The sequence below is a fragment of the Pseudomonas kulmbachensis genome, from assembly GCF_963681935.1.
Classification (GTDB): domain Bacteria; phylum Pseudomonadota; class Gammaproteobacteria; order Pseudomonadales; family Pseudomonadaceae; genus Aquipseudomonas; species Aquipseudomonas kulmbachensis.
On sequence record NZ_OY817088.1, the window covers coordinates 3,356,659 to 3,372,692 of the forward strand.

The window sequence follows — 16,034 nt, forward strand, 5'->3', positions numbered from 1 at the left end:
TATCAGAGATAAATCCATCATGCTGCGTTTATTTACGCTAGTCGCCGTAGGTCTCCTCATCAGCTCTTGCTCCAAAGAAGATCCAAACACACAGTTATCGACTGTCGACTTACACGGTAGCCTAGTAATAGATCAAGAAATGACGACCAGCCGTCAGTCCCAAGGAATAAACGGTGAGTATTACAAACGTATTCTTACCGTTAATGGCCAAGAAATGACACTGGCTGACTTCATCAAACAATATTGCCCTGATACCAATACTCGCAACGAAACTTGCGTGAAAGCCTATCGTATCAAGAAAATCGATGATGTCAGCGGGGCAACCAAATTCCTTCCAAATGGGCTCTAACATCCATATTTGATCAAGCCACACTGAACTCTGAGTCTTTCCCCCTCACATTTCCAGCACCGCCAAATTGGCCCGCTGGGCCTCGACTTTATTGGGACAGACCTAGCCGCCAGATAAGAGGGCTGCTCTGCTGGCTTTATTGGAAGGTTTTCTGACTCGACCGGTTGAGCGATTATCCGTACCGGGAAAGACGGTAGAGACTCAGAGGCGTTCAGCGATTGACAATACGATCCTAAGATTCCTAGTTAACGATTGCCAAGCGAACAGCCGGCAATCGTATTAAAACTGCCAGCCTGTCGATTACATCAGACCTGAGAGGTTTGACCACGTAGGATCTGTTGCTTGCGTTGCTCTTCTGGCAGGTCGTTGATGCAGTAATTGATGTAGAAAACGTTCAGAAAGAAAGTGTAGAACGCATTCATGCGCAGATCGATTTTATGCTCGCTTAGGGCGTATTCCGACAAGGCATTTTTGGCTTTAAACGCCCAGACGATGTACAGGGCGTTTGCCGCAATAATCAGAATTCCGGACAACGCATCGAACAGAGCCTCACCTACATTAGATAAAGCGCCGCTCCAGCCAAGGCAGACGGCCAGCCAGATAATGTAGGTGTTATCGACCAGTTTGATCTTGGTTGTTTCGCTGATTATCTGATTGGTTCTGACTAGCCACAGCAACAGGTACAGTCCGAGGGTTGCAGCTGACAGCAATACCATGCTCAAGGTTTTGGTATTTATCTTGTCTTTTAGCTCATTGATGTCAGGCATAGCGATTCCATGTTCACGATAGAGGGGTGTCGTACATGGAGGGGTTAAAGTGGAGGCACTTTTATGCAGAATGGGGTGATTCACACATTCCCTGCGCTGTCTCTAGCCTGTGGTGATTGATTAGAAACAGGGCTCTGAATCAATGCTGACCATCTTCCATGTACCAGGGAATGATAGCACGATGATATCAAATAAGGTGCAGGCGCGAAGCAATCGTACGCAAGCTTTGAACCTTGTGCCGCTGCTGGAGGCGCACGTTTTTTGATCCGACAACGGTGCCTGTACTTACCTAACTAGCTTCGGCCGCTCCTTTCATTTCGCGCCTGAGACTTCTTTGGCGTAGGTTTGTCAGGCCTGCAGCGCGATCAGTCCTTGATCGCCGTCACCGGTAATTCCGATAATTCGTTGAGCATGCGCTGGGTCAAGTTGGGCTCTATGGGTGCCATGAACCACGCCGCCGGCGCTGGTGGTGGGTTGCACTGCGTCACAACCAGTTGCGGCGGCGTCGAGCTGGACTGACAGCCGCAGGTCAGCAGTAGCAAGGCGATCACGCAGGCGTGCTTGTTTGGTTTTCTCATCGCTAAGCGCTCGGTAATGGGATTGGTCGCTGGCGGCCAGCCACTGCTCCAGGGCGAGGCGCTTGCCCTGCTCTGCCAGAATTTGCGCGGAGTTACCGTTGGCCAGATTGGTGCGTTCGGTTTGGTGGGCAGCTTCCTTGGTGGCCAACTGCTGACCGTAGGCGTTGGCCTGCCACTCCCATGCGGCCCACGCGCTGCCCGCCATCAGGGCCAGGATGATCAGCAGCACCCCGCCCCACTTCACCGCATCGATCTTCACGCCAACACCTTGAGCGCCCGGGCGTACAGCGCCTGCCGATCGGCTGCGCCGTTCTGGCCACCATTGATGCGCCGGGTGATCTTGTCGAACTGGCCCGCGTCGGTCAGGGTGATCAGCCCCTTGGTAGCCCAGAACCATGCCGCTGACATGCAAGCATGTTGTGGCTTCTCCAGCAGCTCGGACTGCTTGATCAGGTCAAGGCCCAGCCCTTCGCCGCACGCGATGTAGTTGGCCCGGCCGGTGATCTGGATCAGGCCACGGCCACGATACTTGGAGCCGTCGCCGGCCACGGTGTTACCTAGGTCTTTGCGGCCTTAGTATCGGGCTTGGGCAGCCGTAGGGCCCCAGATTTATTTGACGTATTTGAGCTGGCCGGACTCGTGCCCAATCTGGGCGATAAACGCGGCTACGCGCTTCGTCCCAATGATCTGGTAATGCCCCATCGCAGCGTTGAGTACCGGCACAAAAACGCCGGCAACTGGGCCGGCGTTGGGGAGGATCTGCAGGAGTTGTTGCGAGGTAATCGACATAAGTTGCCCTTACGAAAAAGCCCGCTCAAGGCGGGCTGGGAGTGGGGATTTTCGGGTTAGAGATGAACGATTTTCAGGGCCCTCTCAGGCTTCTTGCCTTTGACCTTGCGCTTCTTGCCGGCGTTGCACTCGATAGTCGTCGACCAGCCAGACTGGGTGAAGACCTGCTCCCGGGAGTCCACCAGATACTCGCCATCAAGCCCGTCCTTGAATCCCTGTGCGTTGATCATCCGCTCTGCGAACAGATCAGAGCGCCCGGGCATTTCCAATCGCATACCTGCAGTCGAACGGTTGAACGCCGCCAAGCGCGCCTTGGCGACCTGTTCGGCGGCGGTCTTGTTCGGCTGGATATGCCGATCGGTATGCACCGGCGGCAGGCCATCCGGGGCGTCGTCGTTGTTCAGATTCACCACCGCCAGTTTGCCGGTGGCTTTGTCCTGGTACTTGGTGCTGACGGCCTTGTGGGTCGAGCGATCACCCAGCCGAAAGCTGTAACGGCTGACGTCTGTCTTATTGATGGTCACGACGCCCAGCGTCTTGCCGCTGGCCGTGACACCGCCCTGACGCGGCATGACGATCAGCTTGCCATCCGAGATCTTGGCCGTGCAGTCGTACTGACGGGCCAAGCGGGTAATAAAGTTAAAGTCCGACTCACCCAACTGGTCAGCCCGGGGCACGATCGTGGCCACCGTACAGGCCGGCTCCCAGCCGTTACGCCGCGCCACGGCACTGACGATGATGGCCAGGGTTTCGCCCTCCCAACTGCCGCTCCGAGTGGTCTTGCCGCTGCCGCGCATAGGGATGGTTTCCTGTACCTGGTACAAAAGAAGACAGCCAAGGCCAGTGATACGGCGTGGATTCGCTTTAAGGTAACTGATGAGTTGCAGGCCGTAATAACCCGTTGCCGAGATAGCGTCGCCTCACCCTTCTTGATTCATCGCAAGCCGCAACGATTGCTGCAGAAGCAGGCGCAGACCAAAGAGCACTGGACGAAGGTTGAGGATCGCTTTCTAACGCGCTCTTTTAAAGAGGCGCGGAAACTTGCTGGCTGTTATGCGGAATGGAAAGAAGAGGAAATGCCGGGCTTTCACTAAGTGCGCGCGCTGTCGCTGCACCTGTACAAAAGAGCCGGTAAAGATGGCCAGACCATTGCGGGCCATGCCAGCGAGAGCATTACCAAGAACTACCAGAAAGACCACGCCGATGTAATCTGGTCGGATGCGATTCCAGACCTGAATATCAGCGAATTTACCGGTTAGTTTTGCGCCCATTTTGCGCCAGTTTTGCGCAAGGCAGAAACGAGAAAGGGAATCAAAGGCCTAAACCCTTGATTCCCTAACAGAATATGGTCGGGACGGAGTGATTCGAACACTCGACCCCTAGCACCCCATGCTAGTGCGCTACCGGACTGCGCTACGCCCCGACTAGGCGTTACAACTTGATAGAACGTCGAGAAATATACCTTAAGCTTTTGAAATACGAAAGTATTTTGAAAGCCTTTGTTATTTCTTGAGAACCAGCAAAACATCTTCCAATTCGGAGATTGTTTGGCGGATCAATTGTTTGTACTGCGTGGTGTCATCTTTGGCTTCATCACCGGAAAGCCGCAAGCGCGCGCCGCCAATGGTGAACCCTTGATCATAGAGCAGCGCACGAATTTGCCGGATCATCAGCACATCCTGGCGCTGATAATACCGGCGATTTCCGCGACGCTTCACGGGGTTGAGTTGAGGAAACTCTTGCTCCCAATAGCGCAGCACGTGTGGTTTTACCCCACACAGCTCGCTGACTTCGCCAATGGCGAAGTAGCGTTTGCCTGGGATCGGCGGGAGCTCGTCGTTATGACTTGGTTCCAGCATAAGCCTCTACTCGGGCCTTCAACTTCTGCCCTGGACGAAAAGTGACTACACGGCGAGCCGTGATCGGGATTTCTTCTCCCGTTTTCGGATTGCGGCCAGGCCGCTGTCGCTTGTCACGCAGATCAAAATTGCCAAAACCTGACAATTTGACTTGCTCGTTGTCTTCAAGAGCGTGCCTGATTTCTTCGAAAAACAATTCCACCAATTCTTTGGCTTCGCGTTTATTCAGGCCCAACTCTTCATAAAGACGTTCCGCCATTTCAGCTTTCGTCAGAGCCCCCATACGTCACTTCCTTAACGTGGCGTTCAACCTTGTTTCGAGCGAGGTGAGGATATTTTGCGTAGTGGTATTCACCTCATCGTCATTAAGAGTGCGCGATGGATGCTGCCAGGTCAAGCCGACTGCAAGGCTTTTTCTATGCGGATCAATACCTTTACCCTGGTAAACGTCAAATAACCTTAGGTCCGTGAGCCACTCGCCTGCATTTTCACGAATTACATCCAGCACAGCACTGGCTGCAACGTCACGGTCGGCCAACAACGCCAAGTCACGACGTACTTCAGGAAAGCGCGATAACTCATGGAATTTAGGCATTTTACCTAGTGCCACTTCGGCCAAAACCAGCTCGAAGACGAACACTGGTCGGTCGAGACCCAGATTTTTCGACAGTTCAGGATGGATTGCACCTACATAGCCGACTTCTCGGCCATCACGTTCAATACGTGCGGTCTGACCCGGGTGCAGCGCAGGGTGAGTACCCGGCACAAAAGTGAATGCATCCAGAGCACCCGCAAAACCCAACACGGCTTCTACATCAGCCTTGACGTCGAAGAAGTCAACGACATCGCGCCCCTGGGCCCAGCCCTCAGGCAGGCGACTGCCGCAAACCACACCCGCCAGCATCGGCTCTTGTTTGAGACCTTCCAACTGACCGACAAAACGCAGACCGCTTTCAAACAAACGAACGCGATCTTGCTGACGATTCAGGTTGTGTTGCAATGACTTGACCAGGCCCGGCCACAACGAGGCACGCATGGCGGCCATATCATTGGAGATCGGATTGGCCAGCAACAGCGGCTCAACACCTGGGCTGAACAGTTCGAACTGTTTCGGGTCGATGAAGCTGTATGTAATCGCTTCCTGATAACCACGCGCTACCAGCAGACGGCGCAACTCAGGCAGATCGCTACGTGCTTCAGCCTTGGCTTGCGGTGCCAGTCGGGCCTGAGGGTAACGAACCGGTAAACGGTTGTAACCGTACAGACGTGCCAACTCTTCGATCAGATCAACTTCAAGGCTGATATCGAAACGATGGCTTGGCACTTCTACGCGCCATTGCCCTGCCCCTTCAGCGGTAATGGTCAGGCCCAGGGCGCTGAGCAGGCGCTCAATTTCGGCCGAGTCCATTTCCATACCCAGCATCTGGCTGATACGCGCGGCACGCAAGGTGATCGGCGCAATCGACGGCAGGTATTGTTCGTTTACGGTTTCGATAATCGGGCCGGCTTCGCCGCCAGTGATTTCAAGCAGCAGGCCAGTGGCGCGCTCCATGGCTTCACGGGCCAGCTTCCAGTCTACGCCACGCTCGTAGCGGTGCGATGCGTCGGTGTGCAGACCGTAGGAACGGGCTTTACCAGCGACAGCAATCTGATCAAAGAAAGCGCTTTCAAGGAATAAATCGCGAGTCTTGGCGGTTACGCCGCTGTGCTCGCCACCCATTATCCCTGCAATTGCCAAGGCGCGGGTATGGTCTGCAATCACCAGCGTATCGCTACGCAGGGCAACTTCCTGACCGTCGAGCAATACCAGCTTCTCGCCCTCTTCGGCCATGCGAACGCGGATGCCGCCATTGATTTCGGCAAGGTCAAACGCGTGCAACGGCTGGCCCAGCTCCAACATCACATAGTTGGTGATGTCTACAGCCGCATCAATGCTGCGCACGTCGGCGCGACGCAGACGCTCAACCATCCACAGCGGAGTCGGCCGGGACAGGTCGACATTGCGGATAACTCGGCCCAAATAGCGTGGGCAAGCTGCAGGAGCCAGCACTTCGACAGAGCGAACTTCGTCATGCGCTGCCGGTACAACGGCCACAACAGGACGGGTCACTTGTGCCGCGTACAACGCGCCAACTTCACGCGCCAGACCAGCCAGCGACAGACAATCACCACGGTTCGGGGTCAGGTCTACTTCGATGCTGGCATCTTCAAGGTTCAGGTAAACACGGATATCTTCACCAACCGGCGCATCGGCCGGCAGCTCCATCAGGCCGTCATTACCTTCGCCCACTTGCAGCTCTGCTTGCGAGCACAGCATGCCGTTGGATTCGACGCCACGCAGCTTGGCTTTCTTGATTTTGAAGTCGCCTGGCAGCTCGGCACCGATCATGGCGAACGGAATTTTCAGGCCTGGGCGCACGTTAGGCGCACCACAAACTACCTGAAAAGTCTGCGAGCCATTGCTGACCTGGCAAACACGAAGCTTGTCGGCATCGGGGTGCTGCTCGGTGCTCAGCACCTCGCCCACGACCACGCCACTGAATACACCGGCGGCCGGCGTAACGCTGTCGACCTCAAGACCGGCCATCGACAGACGAGCAACCAGCTCGTCGCGACCTACCTGCGGGTTAACCCAACCACGCAGCCATTGTTCACTGAATTTCATCCTGCTCTCCTAAGAATTCGTTACGACTAGCGAAATTGCGCGAGGAACCGCAAGTCGTTGTCGAAGAACAGACGCAAGTCGTTCACGCCGTAACGCAGCATGGCCAGACGCTCAACGCCCATGCCGAAGGCAAAGCCCGAAAACTCTTCTGGATCGATCCCGGACATGCGCAGTACGTTCGGATGAACCATGCCGCAGCCCATGACTTCCAGCCAGCCTGTCTGCTTGCAGACACGGCAGCCTTTGCCGCTGCACATCACGCATTCCATATCCACTTCAGCCGAAGGCTCAGTGAACGGGAAGTACGAAGGACGGAAGCGCACAGCCAGTTCTTTTTCGAAGAACACCCGCAGGAATTCTTCGATCGTCCCTTTCAGGTCGGCGAAATTGATATCGCGATCGACCAACAGGCCTTCGACCTGGTGGAACATCGGCGAGTGGGTGATATCGGAGTCGCTACGATACACACGGCCTGGGCAGACGATGCGGATCGGCGGCTGTTTCGATTCCATGGTGCGGACCTGTACCGGCGAGGTATGGGTGCGCAGCAACATGTTTGCATTGAAATAGAAGGTGTCATGCATCGACCGGGCCGGGTGATGGCCTGGGATGTTGAGTGCTTCAAAGTTGTGATAGTCGTCTTCGACCTCAGGACCTTCGGCGATGCCGTAGCCTATATGGGTGAAGAACTGCTCGATACGTTCCAGAGTCCGGGTAACCGGATGCAGGCCGCCTGAGGTCTGGCCACGGCCAGGCAGGGTTACATCAATGGACTCGGCGGACAGTTTGGCGGCCAGATCAGCCTCTTCAAACAACGCCTTGCGCGCATTGAGAACCTCTGTGACACGCTCCTTGGCAACGTTGATCAGAGCACCGACCTGCGGACGCTCTTCGGCCGGCAGATTGCCCAGGGTCTTCATCACCTGAGTCAATTCACCTTTTTTGCCAAGGTATTGAACCCGGATTTGCTCCAGGGCATTGATATCTTCAGCGCTTTGCACAGCCTCTAGTGCTTGAGAGACCAGCGCATCCAGGTTTTCCATGTACAGACTCCAGATACAAAATAGGGGAAGAGCTTGAAGGCTCTTCCCCTATTTAAGACGTTTAGCACCCGGGCTTACACAGGCAAGCCCAGGTGACTGTCGGGGGTACTTAAGCCAGAGTGGCTTTAGCTTTCTCGACAATCGCAGCAAACGCCGCTTTTTCGTTCACTGCCAGATCAGACAGAACCTTACGGTCGATCTCGATGGAAGCTTTTTTCAGGCCGGCGATGAAACGGCTGTAGGACAGACCGTTAATACGTGCACCAGCGTTGATACGAGCGATCCACAGAGCGCGGAACTGACGTTTTTTCTGACGACGGTCACGGTAGGCGTATTGGCCTGCCTTGATTACCGCTTGCTTGGCAACACGGAATACGCGTGAGCGTGCGCCGTAGTAGCCTTTAGCCAGTTTCAGAATTTTTTTGTGACGTTTACGGGCGACAACGCCACGCTTTACACGAGCCATGAGTTACTTCCTCTATTCTTGACCGAAATTAGCAAAGGCGCAGCATGCGCTTCACTTTTGCCACGTCAGACGGATGCAGCAAGCTGCTACCGCGCAATTGACGCTTACGCTTAGTCGACATTTTGGTCAGGATGTGGCTCTTGAAAGCGTGCTTGTGCTTGATGCCGTTAGCAGTTTTCAGAAACCGCTTGGCAGCACCACTTTTAGTTTTCATCTTTGGCATGTTCGGTACTCCGCATTCAGTTGATAAACATAATCAAAAGGCCTGCCGTGCCCTAGTGATTACTTCTTCTTTTTCGGGGCGATGACCATAATCAGTTGGCGTCCTTCCATCTTAGGATGCTGTTCGACGGTCCCGTACTCAAGCAGGTCACCTTCAACCCGCTTCAACAGTTCCATACCCAGCTCCTGGTGGGCCATCTCACGGCCGCGGAATCGTAACGATACCTTGGCCCTGTCCCCATCACTCAGGAAACGTACCAGGTTGCGCAGTTTTACCTGGTAATCCCCTTCCTCCGTCCCTGGACGAAACTTGATTTCTTTAACCTGGATCTGTTTCTGGTTTTTCTTTGCAGCGGCAACCTGTTTCTTCTTCTCGAAGATAGATTTGCCGTAGTCCATCAGCTTACAAACTGGGGGTACTGCATCAGCGGAAATTTCCACCAAATCCAGTTTGGCCTCTTCAGCTTTAAGAAGCGCGTCTTCAATTGACACAATCCCAAGCTGCTCGCCTTCAGCCCCAATTAACCGAACCTCGCGTGCAGAGATATTCTCGTTGATCGGGGCTTTCGGTGCAGCTCGTTTATCTTGTCTCATTTCACGCTTAATAATAATTACTCCGAATCATGGCGACCACGCCGGGAAACCGCTTGTGCGAGGAATTCAGCGAATTGCGCGACGGGCATCGAGCCCAGGTCAGCACCTTCACGTGTACGCACAGCGACAGTCTGCATCTCGACTTCCCGATCTCCGATAACCAAGAGATAAGGAACCTTGAGCAAAGTATGCTCGCGGATTTTAAAGCCGATCTTTTCATTTCTCAAGTCAGACTTGGCACGAAATCCGCTCTGATTGAGAGTTTTTTCAACTTCAGCAGCAAAATCTGCCTGTTTATCAGTGATATTCATGATCACTGCCTGGGTTGGCGCCAGCCACGCAGGGAACGCACCTTCGTAATGCTCGATCAAAATACCGATAAAGCGTTCGAACGATCCAAGGATCGCACGGTGCAGCATAACCGGGTGCTTGCGGCTGTTGTCTTCGGACACATATTCTGCGCCAAGACGGATAGGCAGGTTGAAATCGAGCTGCAGGGTACCACATTGCCAGACACGACCCAGACAATCTTTCAGAGAAAATTCAATCTTGGGTCCGTAAAAGGCGCCTTCACCCGGCTGCAAGTCGTAGGGCAGACCCGCACTATCAAGGGCCGAGGCCAATGCACTTTCAGCACGATCCCACAGATCATCAGACCCCACGCGCTTTTCAGGACGCGTTGACAGCTTGAGCTCGATGTCCTTGAACCCGAAGTCAGCGTACACATCCAGGGTCAGCTTGATGAAAGCTGCCGACTCGGCTTGCATCTGTTCTTCAGTACAGAAGATGTGGGCATCGTCCTGAGTAAAGCCACGCACACGCATGATGCCGTGCAAGGCACCCGACGGCTCATTACGATGGCAAGCACCGAACTCCGCCAGACGCAGCGGCAACTCACGGTAGCTTTTCAGACCCTGATTAAACACTTGCACGTGGCAAGGGCAGTTCATCGGCTTGATCGCGTAATCGCGGCTTTCCGACTGGGTAGTGAACATGTTTTCGGCGTAGTTGGCCCAGTGCCCGGACTTTTCCCACAGGCTGCGATCCACTACCTGAGGAGTCTTGATCTCCAGATAGCCGTTATCGCGCTGTACTTTGCGCATGTACTGCTCAAGTACCTGGTAAAGCGTCCAACCATTCGGGTGCCAAAACACCATGCCCGGTGCTTCTTCCTGAGTATGAAACAGGCCAAGACGCTTACCGATTTTACGGTGATCGCGCTTCTCGGCTTCTTCGATACGCAGAACGTAAGCCGCGAGCTGCTTTTTGTCAGCCCAGGCAGTGCCGTAAATACGCTGCAACTGCTCATTCTTGGCATCGCCACGCCAGTAGGCGCCCGACAACTTGGTCAGCTTGAACGACTTCAGGAAGCGCGTATTCGGGACGTGAGGCCCGCGGCACATGTCGACGTACTCTTCATGGAAGTACAAACCCATGGCCTGTTCGTTCGGCATGTCTTCGATCAAACGCAGCTTGTAGTCTTCGCCACGAGCGGAAAACAGATCAATCACTTCGGCACGCGGAGTGACTTTTTTGATGACGTCGTAATCTTTTTCGATCAGTTGCTGCATACGCGCTTCGATAGCGGCCATGTCATCCGGAGTAAACGGACGCTCATAGGCGATATCGTAATAAAAGCCTTCATCGATCACCGGGCCGATCACCATTTTGGCCGTCGGAAACAGTTGTTTCACCGCATGACCGACCAAGTGGGCGCAAGAGTGACGAATGATCTCCAGCCCCTCTTCATCCTTTGGCGTGATGATTTGCAAAGTGGCGTCGTTTTCAATCAGGTCACAGGCATCAACCAGCTTGCCGTTGACCTTGCCGGCCACGGTGGCTTTTGCCAGGCCCGCGCCAATTGAAGCGGCTACCTCAGCAACAGATACAGGATGATCGAAAGAGCGTTGACTGCCGTCGGGAAGAGTAATAGTTGGCATGGCGCCTCCTCTCCTAGTGGTGACCCCTACCAAAGGTCACGTGGGTTGGGATGAGCCAGTACGCGATTCGGGAGTATGCCTGCCTCACAGTGGCAGGAGCCTTGCGGCCAAACGAGAACCGAACCAGAGTGACTGGAGTTCAAATCAATAAGGTTAATGGCCCGGCATTGCGACTCAGGGAGTACACAAAAGCACAAAACAGCCAAGGGCGGCATGCTAGCACAGATGTCCGCTCTCTGTTGTAGACCCTGCCCTGCATCCAAAATAAAGGAAACATTCTTACACGCATGGTGAACTTGAGCTGCACTAACCTTTCAGATACTCAGTGATACACACTCGGTTTTAATACTTACAAGGAGCATCTTATGCGCATGATCCGCCTCCTCGCCCTCGCAGCACCTTTGGCAATGCTGCTGCCCCTGAGTGCCCAGGCCGACAACTGGCCAGCCGGGGCCAAAAAAGATTACATGAAAGACTGCGTCGCAGCGGCAAGCCAAAACGTCGATGCCAAAACAGCCCAGCAGCATTGCGCATGCGGCGCGGACAAGCTCTCTGAAAAGTTCTCGACTGCTGAGATCAAGCAGTTGATGAGCAAGACGACTCAGCCGAGCGCCGAGCTTCGTACCAAGGCTCTGGATGCAATACAGACCTGCCGGGCAACAAAATAGACCCTACTTTCAGGGCCAATTTGGGTCTTGTTCAGAGCAAAAGCGGCCTAAAAATCCTTTTTGCTTAAAAAATATATATTCGTGACTGCTTTTTTTTCAAGTCTTTTTGGCCATCAAACCCCCGTAATACGGGGGTTTCGAAGGTTTTAAGCGGCAGACAAAAGCTAACATTGCAGCAATCTGCAGCTCGGGGGGGCTCCCAAAGCGCACATTTCGACTATGATAGCTCGGTGTGCCCAGTTGGCCTGAGCAGCACAGTACTACTGAAAATATAAGTTTCTTGGAGATACACCATGTCTAATCGCCAAACCGGCACCGTAAAATGGTTCAACGATGAAAAAGGCTTCGGCTTCATCACTCCTCAAGGTGGCGGTGACGACCTGTTCGTACACTTCAAAGCTATCGAAAGCGACGGTTTCAAAAGCCTGAAAGAAGGCCAAACCGTTTCCTTCGTGGCTGAGAAAGGCCAAAAGGGTATGCAAGCTGCACAGGTTCGTCCGGAGTAAATCTCCCTCGAACAAAAAAACCCCGTCCATGTGACGGGGTTTTTTATGCCTGATGCATCGTCAGCCGTACGTTAGCCGCAGTTAACCCGGGTAATGATTGCATCGTCATCCGCATTGAGATTCAAACGATCCGAACGGTACTCAAGCGTCATTACGTCGTGCGGCGACAAGATCCGCGCGTTTTGCGCACCGGCCTTTACGCGGGCCTGCTCCAGAAGCTCGGACGAAGCCTTTTTACCGATCACAAACTCTGCTGATTTAGCATCGCAGCGGCTATGCCCTGCATCAGCGACGGGTTCTTTAACTGAATTCTGGGTGCTGCACCCTGACAGTGCTACGACTGCCAACAACGAGCCCAATGACACTAGCTTCCAAGACATGAAGCCTCCTTAAGATAAATAGTCTGAACCCTTGCGACAGCTTTTTCGCAAATAGGTTGCATGGCGCCTGACTGCACCCACTTGATTGGCCTGCGCATGCACGATTTTGCACACGCGGACTGTTACCGCACGCATCTAATCATTGCCAAATATGTGTACGAAATCAGTACACATCAATGTAGTCAAATGGCGGGTTAGGCCAGTTGTCTTTAAGGGCGTTGAAAATCTGCATCACCCATACCTCATCGCTAGCCGCGACTTTTCCGACATAGCCAGATCCAGCCGCCCAGGTTTCCAACCTGAAAAGCAGCCCGTCGGTATCTACACCGCCCACTACGCCAGATGAAATGTAAGCAATACCCGCCTTGCTCACGCGCAGCTGAGTGTGTTCATCGTCACCCGCCGAAGCCAGCAACTGGCGCACCGCAGCAAGGGTCAGGCCCTCAGGGTCGTTTAAATCAATTTGCATGGCCTGCACCGCTCTTGAAAAGCGCAAGTGTGGCATGCACCACAGACCTGATGTCAAAGTTGAGACAGGAAAACTTTGGTCTCCTGATAGCTTAAGGGTGGCTTTTTGCTAAAATCGTTTTTCACGCCCCCTCATGAGCACCCCATGACAACAGTCAGCATCGACGCAGATATCAAGGCCAAGTGGCCTCAAGGCCAGTGTTCCTACAGCCCAGGCAGCCCTGAAGAGCTGGCCATCATCGGCATCGACCTTTTAGTCAAAGAGCTCGGGACAGATGCAGCCCGAGCTTTTGTCAGTCAGGTTTTCGAAAAGTACAAACAGGGTGAACTCGCGAAACTGACCTGAACCTGCGCGCGCTTAGATCACTTCAACCGGCCCAGCCGTGCCGTCAGCAAATCAAAAAAGCCTTGTGCGTCCCCGTCTTCGACCCAGAAGGCATTTTTTGGCTGATTCAAGGTGTTGTACCAATCCGGGATTGTCTGGCCAAAGGTTGGCCCTTCGCGCGTATCCACTACCAGGTTCACTTCACGCCCGGTAAACAACTCCGGGCTTAGCAGGTAGGCGATAACGCTGGCATCGTGCACGGGCCCGCCTGGCAACCCGTAGTGTTCCATATCACCTTTGACGTATTCATTGAGGATATCGCCAACCAGTTTGCCGGCCGTGTTGCCCAATGCAGCGATCTGTTTCAAACGCGCTTCACTGGTCAAAATCTTGTGCGTTACATCGAGCGGCACATACGTCAGCTTGACGCCGCTTTTGAGCACCACATCGGCTGCATGCGGGTCTGCATAAAGGTTGAACTCGGCGACCGGGGTAATATTCCCCCCGTTGAAGTGAGCGCCTCCCATGAGTACGACTTCCTTGATCCCCTTAGTAATATCGGGTGCCTGAATCAACGCCAGGGCCAGGTTGGTCTGTGGCCCGAGCATGGCAATGGTCACGCTGCCAGGCTTGGCCGCCCGCAATGTATCGATCAAGTAGTTAACCGCATTTTCAGGCTCAAGCCCTTTCGCAGGCTCATGCACAGGTACACCTGTCACACCTTCCTGACCGTGAATGTTCTCGGCGTAGATAGGAGAGCGTACCAACGGCTTGGGCGCCCCGGCATAGACCGGAACGTCTTCACGCCCTGCCCACTCCCGCGCCAGCCGAGCATTGCGCGAGGTCTTGTCCAACCGCACATTACCCGCCACGGTGGTAATCGCCCGCACATTCAATTGCTCTGGCGAAGCCAGCGCCATCAGTAGCGCGACAACATCATCCGCACCGGGGTCCGTGTCGATAATCAAATCAATTTTGTCTGCAGCCTGAACACTTGAAATCGTGATAGCGGACAAAAGCAGGACACTCCTGATCAATGGTTTAAAAAACCGGTTAAAACGCAACATAAACAACTCCCTGTATTTTTATCTAAAAGGTTACACCCGAGACCAGGGCAATGTTGCAGTAGGGGCGACACTCCCCGGTACGAACAATCACTCTTGCTTGTTGGCACAGCTCTTTGAAGGCGCTGTGGGTGAGCAAGAGCCTCGAACCCAACTCATCGTTACTGGCATGTTGTTCAATGCATGTCAGTGCCGGGCAAGGCGCTAGCAGCAGTTCATGGGCCAGCACATGGCTTTGCACCTGCATCTCGCTGAGCAACGCACGCAAAGTACTGGCGACATCAGGAACGCCTTGGGTCAGAGCCAGATCAATCAGTTCAACCCCCTTGGGCACTGGCAAACCAGCATCCGCGATCACCACTATGTCGCCATGCCCCAACGAAGCGACAAGCCGCGACAGGGCGATATTAAGCAAAGGTGTTTTTTTCATGACTTGGCAAAACCCTGGACATCACGCAACAGTGGAATGGAAGGCTGGGCACCTGCACGGGTGACCGACAGCGCCGCCGCAACCTGGGCAAAGCGGATTGCATCGTCTTCATCCATGCCAGCCGCCAGCCCGGCCGAGAAGCCTCCCACAAAGGTGTCTCCCGCCGCAGTGGCATCCACAGCTTCAACCTTGGGCGCAGCAAAGTGCGCAACACGCTGCGCGCTGACAAACAGAGCGCCCAGCGCGCCCAGTGTCACAATCACCTTGCCCGCCCCGAACCCGACGAGCCGACGAGCCGCCAGCTCTGCCGACTCAAGCGAGTCAACCGTCACCCCGCTGAGTGCCCACGCCTCGCTCTCATTCGGAATCAAATAATCAATGGTGGCGTACCAGTGCCCTGGCAGCGGGCCACTCACAGGCGCGGGGTTGAGAATCACAACTTTACCCAGCTCACGCCCGCGAGCGAGCACACAACCTACAGTTTCCATCGGCACTTCAAGCTGGCAAACAAGCACTTGCGCGCCTTGCAAAACCTGATCAAAGGTCTTGATGTCCTGCGGTTCAAGGCAGCCATTGGCACCCGCAACGACCACGATGGTGTTCTGGCTCTTGGCATCGACCGTAATCAGCGCCACACCACTTGCACTACCGGACACGGTACGCACCGCCTGACAATCGATCTGATCAGCCAGCAGCCCTTCGCGCAGTTGCGTGCCATAAGCGTCACTGCCGACACACCCGAGCATGGCTACCCGGGCGCCCAGGCGCGATGCCGCTACTGCCTGATTGGCCCCCTTGCCTCCGTGCACCGTGGCAAAGGACTGCCCAAACACGGTTTCTCCCGGATGCGGCAGTCTCTCGGTTCGCGTGACCAGGTCCATGTTCAGACTGCCAATCACCACTACATTTGCTTGCATCTAT

At 54.4% G+C, this 16,034-nt stretch carries 19 protein-coding genes, 1 tRNA gene and 3 pseudogenes; 5 read left to right on the plus strand and 18 right to left on the minus strand.

What is annotated here, in order from left to right:
- Positions 1-19 precede the first annotated feature (19 nt).
- Complete coding sequence (locus U5A05_RS15425) at positions 20-349, plus strand: hypothetical protein (RefSeq protein WP_321833769.1); 330 nt, start codon at positions 20-22, stop codon at positions 347-349.
- Between the two features lie 305 nt (positions 350-654).
- On the opposite strand, the gene U5A05_RS15430 is transcribed toward U5A05_RS15425, so the two are convergent.
- The 4 genes and pseudogenes from U5A05_RS15430 to U5A05_RS15445 all read right to left on the minus strand — a co-directional run.
- On the minus strand, positions 655-1,116 hold the full coding sequence (locus U5A05_RS15430; RefSeq protein ID WP_321833770.1) for a DUF4234 domain-containing protein: 462 nt from the start codon (positions 1,114-1,116) through the stop codon (positions 655-657).
- Between the two features lie 348 nt (positions 1,117-1,464).
- Positions 1,465-1,953: a lysis system spanin subunit gene (locus U5A05_RS15435; protein WP_321833772.1), complete on the minus strand. Its 489-nt coding sequence runs from the start codon at positions 1,951-1,953 to the stop codon at positions 1,465-1,467.
- A pseudogene (locus U5A05_RS15440) lies at positions 1,950-2,483 on the minus strand (glycoside hydrolase family 19 protein). The gene U5A05_RS15435 and the pseudogene U5A05_RS15440 overlap by 4 nt, the downstream one beginning before the upstream one ends.
- Before the next feature lie 56 nt (positions 2,484-2,539).
- Positions 2,540-3,280: pseudogene (locus U5A05_RS15445) on the minus strand (phage late control D family protein); the annotation flags it as partial.
- Here U5A05_RS15445 and U5A05_RS15450 point away from each other — a divergent pair.
- A pseudogene (locus U5A05_RS15450) lies at positions 3,281-3,742 on the plus strand (site-specific integrase); the annotation flags it as partial.
- An 87-nt stretch (positions 3,743-3,829) separates the two neighbouring features.
- On the opposite strand, the gene U5A05_RS15455 reads toward U5A05_RS15450, so the two are convergent.
- The 9 genes from U5A05_RS15455 to thrS all read right to left on the minus strand — a co-directional run bounded on the left by U5A05_RS15455 (position 3,830) and on the right by thrS (position 11,272).
- Positions 3,830-3,906, minus strand: a tRNA-Pro gene (locus U5A05_RS15455).
- A gap of 79 nt (positions 3,907-3,985) precedes the next feature.
- Positions 3,986-4,342: a MerR family transcriptional regulator gene (locus U5A05_RS15460; protein ID WP_095001969.1), complete on the minus strand. Its 357-nt coding sequence runs from the start codon at positions 4,340-4,342 to the stop codon at positions 3,986-3,988.
- The gene (gene ihfA, locus U5A05_RS15465) at positions 4,323-4,625 is read right to left on the minus strand and encodes an integration host factor subunit alpha (RefSeq protein WP_002553164.1); all 303 of its coding nucleotides are present in this window, start codon (positions 4,623-4,625) and stop codon (positions 4,323-4,325) included. Before ihfA ends, U5A05_RS15460 begins: the two co-directional genes overlap by 20 nt.
- Before the next feature lie 3 nt (positions 4,626-4,628).
- Positions 4,629-7,007, minus strand: a complete 2,379-nt coding sequence (gene pheT, locus U5A05_RS15470) for a phenylalanine--tRNA ligase subunit beta (RefSeq protein ID WP_321833774.1) — start codon at positions 7,005-7,007, stop codon at positions 4,629-4,631.
- A 26-nt stretch (positions 7,008-7,033) separates the two neighbouring features.
- Positions 7,034-8,050, minus strand: coding sequence for a phenylalanine--tRNA ligase subunit alpha (gene pheS / locus U5A05_RS15475; protein WP_048383162.1), 1,017 nt, complete (start codon positions 8,048-8,050; stop codon positions 7,034-7,036).
- 109 nt (positions 8,051-8,159) lie between these two features.
- Complete coding sequence (gene rplT / locus U5A05_RS15480; protein ID WP_003442184.1) at positions 8,160-8,516, minus strand: 50S ribosomal protein L20; 357 nt, start codon at positions 8,514-8,516, stop codon at positions 8,160-8,162.
- Positions 8,517-8,544: 28 nt separating this feature from the next.
- Entirely contained in the window at positions 8,545-8,739 is a 195-nt protein-coding gene (gene rpmI / locus U5A05_RS15485) for a 50S ribosomal protein L35 (protein ID WP_003442181.1), read from the minus strand.
- Between the two features lie 59 nt (positions 8,740-8,798).
- Entirely contained in the window at positions 8,799-9,350 is a 552-nt protein-coding gene (infC, locus tag U5A05_RS15490) for a translation initiation factor IF-3 (protein ID WP_171970586.1), read from the minus strand.
- Complete coding sequence (gene thrS / locus U5A05_RS15495) at positions 9,350-11,272, minus strand: threonine--tRNA ligase (protein ID WP_261738783.1); 1,923 nt, start codon at positions 11,270-11,272, stop codon at positions 9,350-9,352. Before thrS ends, infC begins: the two co-directional genes overlap by 1 nt.
- A 365-nt stretch (positions 11,273-11,637) precedes the next feature.
- Here thrS and U5A05_RS15500 point away from each other — a divergent pair, with 365 nt between their 5' ends.
- On the plus strand, positions 11,638-11,940 hold the full coding sequence (locus U5A05_RS15500; RefSeq protein WP_261738784.1) for a hypothetical protein: 303 nt from the start codon (positions 11,638-11,640) through the stop codon (positions 11,938-11,940).
- A gap of 293 nt (positions 11,941-12,233) precedes the next feature.
- Positions 12,234-12,446 carry a cold-shock protein gene (locus tag U5A05_RS15505; RefSeq protein ID WP_003179963.1) on the plus strand — a complete coding sequence of 71 codons (213 nt, stop codon included), beginning with the start codon at positions 12,234-12,236 and terminating at the stop codon, positions 12,444-12,446.
- Positions 12,447-12,517: 71 nt separating this feature from the next.
- On the opposite strand, the gene U5A05_RS15510 is transcribed toward U5A05_RS15505, so the two are convergent.
- Both U5A05_RS15510 and U5A05_RS15515 read right to left on the minus strand, forming a co-directional pair.
- Positions 12,518-12,826: an I78 family peptidase inhibitor gene (locus U5A05_RS15510; protein ID WP_261738785.1), complete on the minus strand. Its 309-nt coding sequence runs from the start codon at positions 12,824-12,826 to the stop codon at positions 12,518-12,520.
- Between the two features lie 163 nt (positions 12,827-12,989).
- The gene (locus U5A05_RS15515) at positions 12,990-13,295 is read right to left on the minus strand and encodes a hypothetical protein (RefSeq protein WP_261738786.1); all 306 of its coding nucleotides are present in this window, start codon (positions 13,293-13,295) and stop codon (positions 12,990-12,992) included.
- A gap of 144 nt (positions 13,296-13,439) precedes the next feature.
- Here U5A05_RS15515 and U5A05_RS15520 point away from each other — a divergent pair, with 144 nt between their 5' ends.
- On the plus strand, positions 13,440-13,640 hold the full coding sequence (locus U5A05_RS15520) for a hypothetical protein (protein WP_261738787.1): 201 nt from the start codon (positions 13,440-13,442) through the stop codon (positions 13,638-13,640).
- Positions 13,641-13,657: 17 nt separating this feature from the next.
- Here the strand turns inward: U5A05_RS15520 and U5A05_RS15525 are convergent, their stop codons facing one another.
- Genes U5A05_RS15525 through rbsK form a run of 3 tightly spaced genes read right to left on the minus strand, consistent with a single transcriptional unit; the run spans position 13,658 to position 16,030 of the window.
- Positions 13,658-14,686, minus strand: a complete 1,029-nt coding sequence (locus U5A05_RS15525) for a nucleoside hydrolase (protein WP_261738788.1) — start codon at positions 14,684-14,686, stop codon at positions 13,658-13,660.
- A gap of 22 nt (positions 14,687-14,708) precedes the next feature.
- A complete protein-coding gene (rbsD, locus tag U5A05_RS15530) occupies positions 14,709-15,113 on the minus strand; it encodes a D-ribose pyranase (protein WP_261738789.1) in 405 nt (134 codons plus the stop codon).
- The gene (rbsK, locus tag U5A05_RS15535; RefSeq protein ID WP_261738790.1) at positions 15,110-16,030 is read right to left on the minus strand and encodes a ribokinase; all 921 of its coding nucleotides are present in this window, start codon (positions 16,028-16,030) and stop codon (positions 15,110-15,112) included. The genes rbsD and rbsK overlap by 4 nt, the downstream gene beginning before the upstream one ends.
- Between the last annotated feature and the right edge of the window lie 4 nt (positions 16,031-16,034).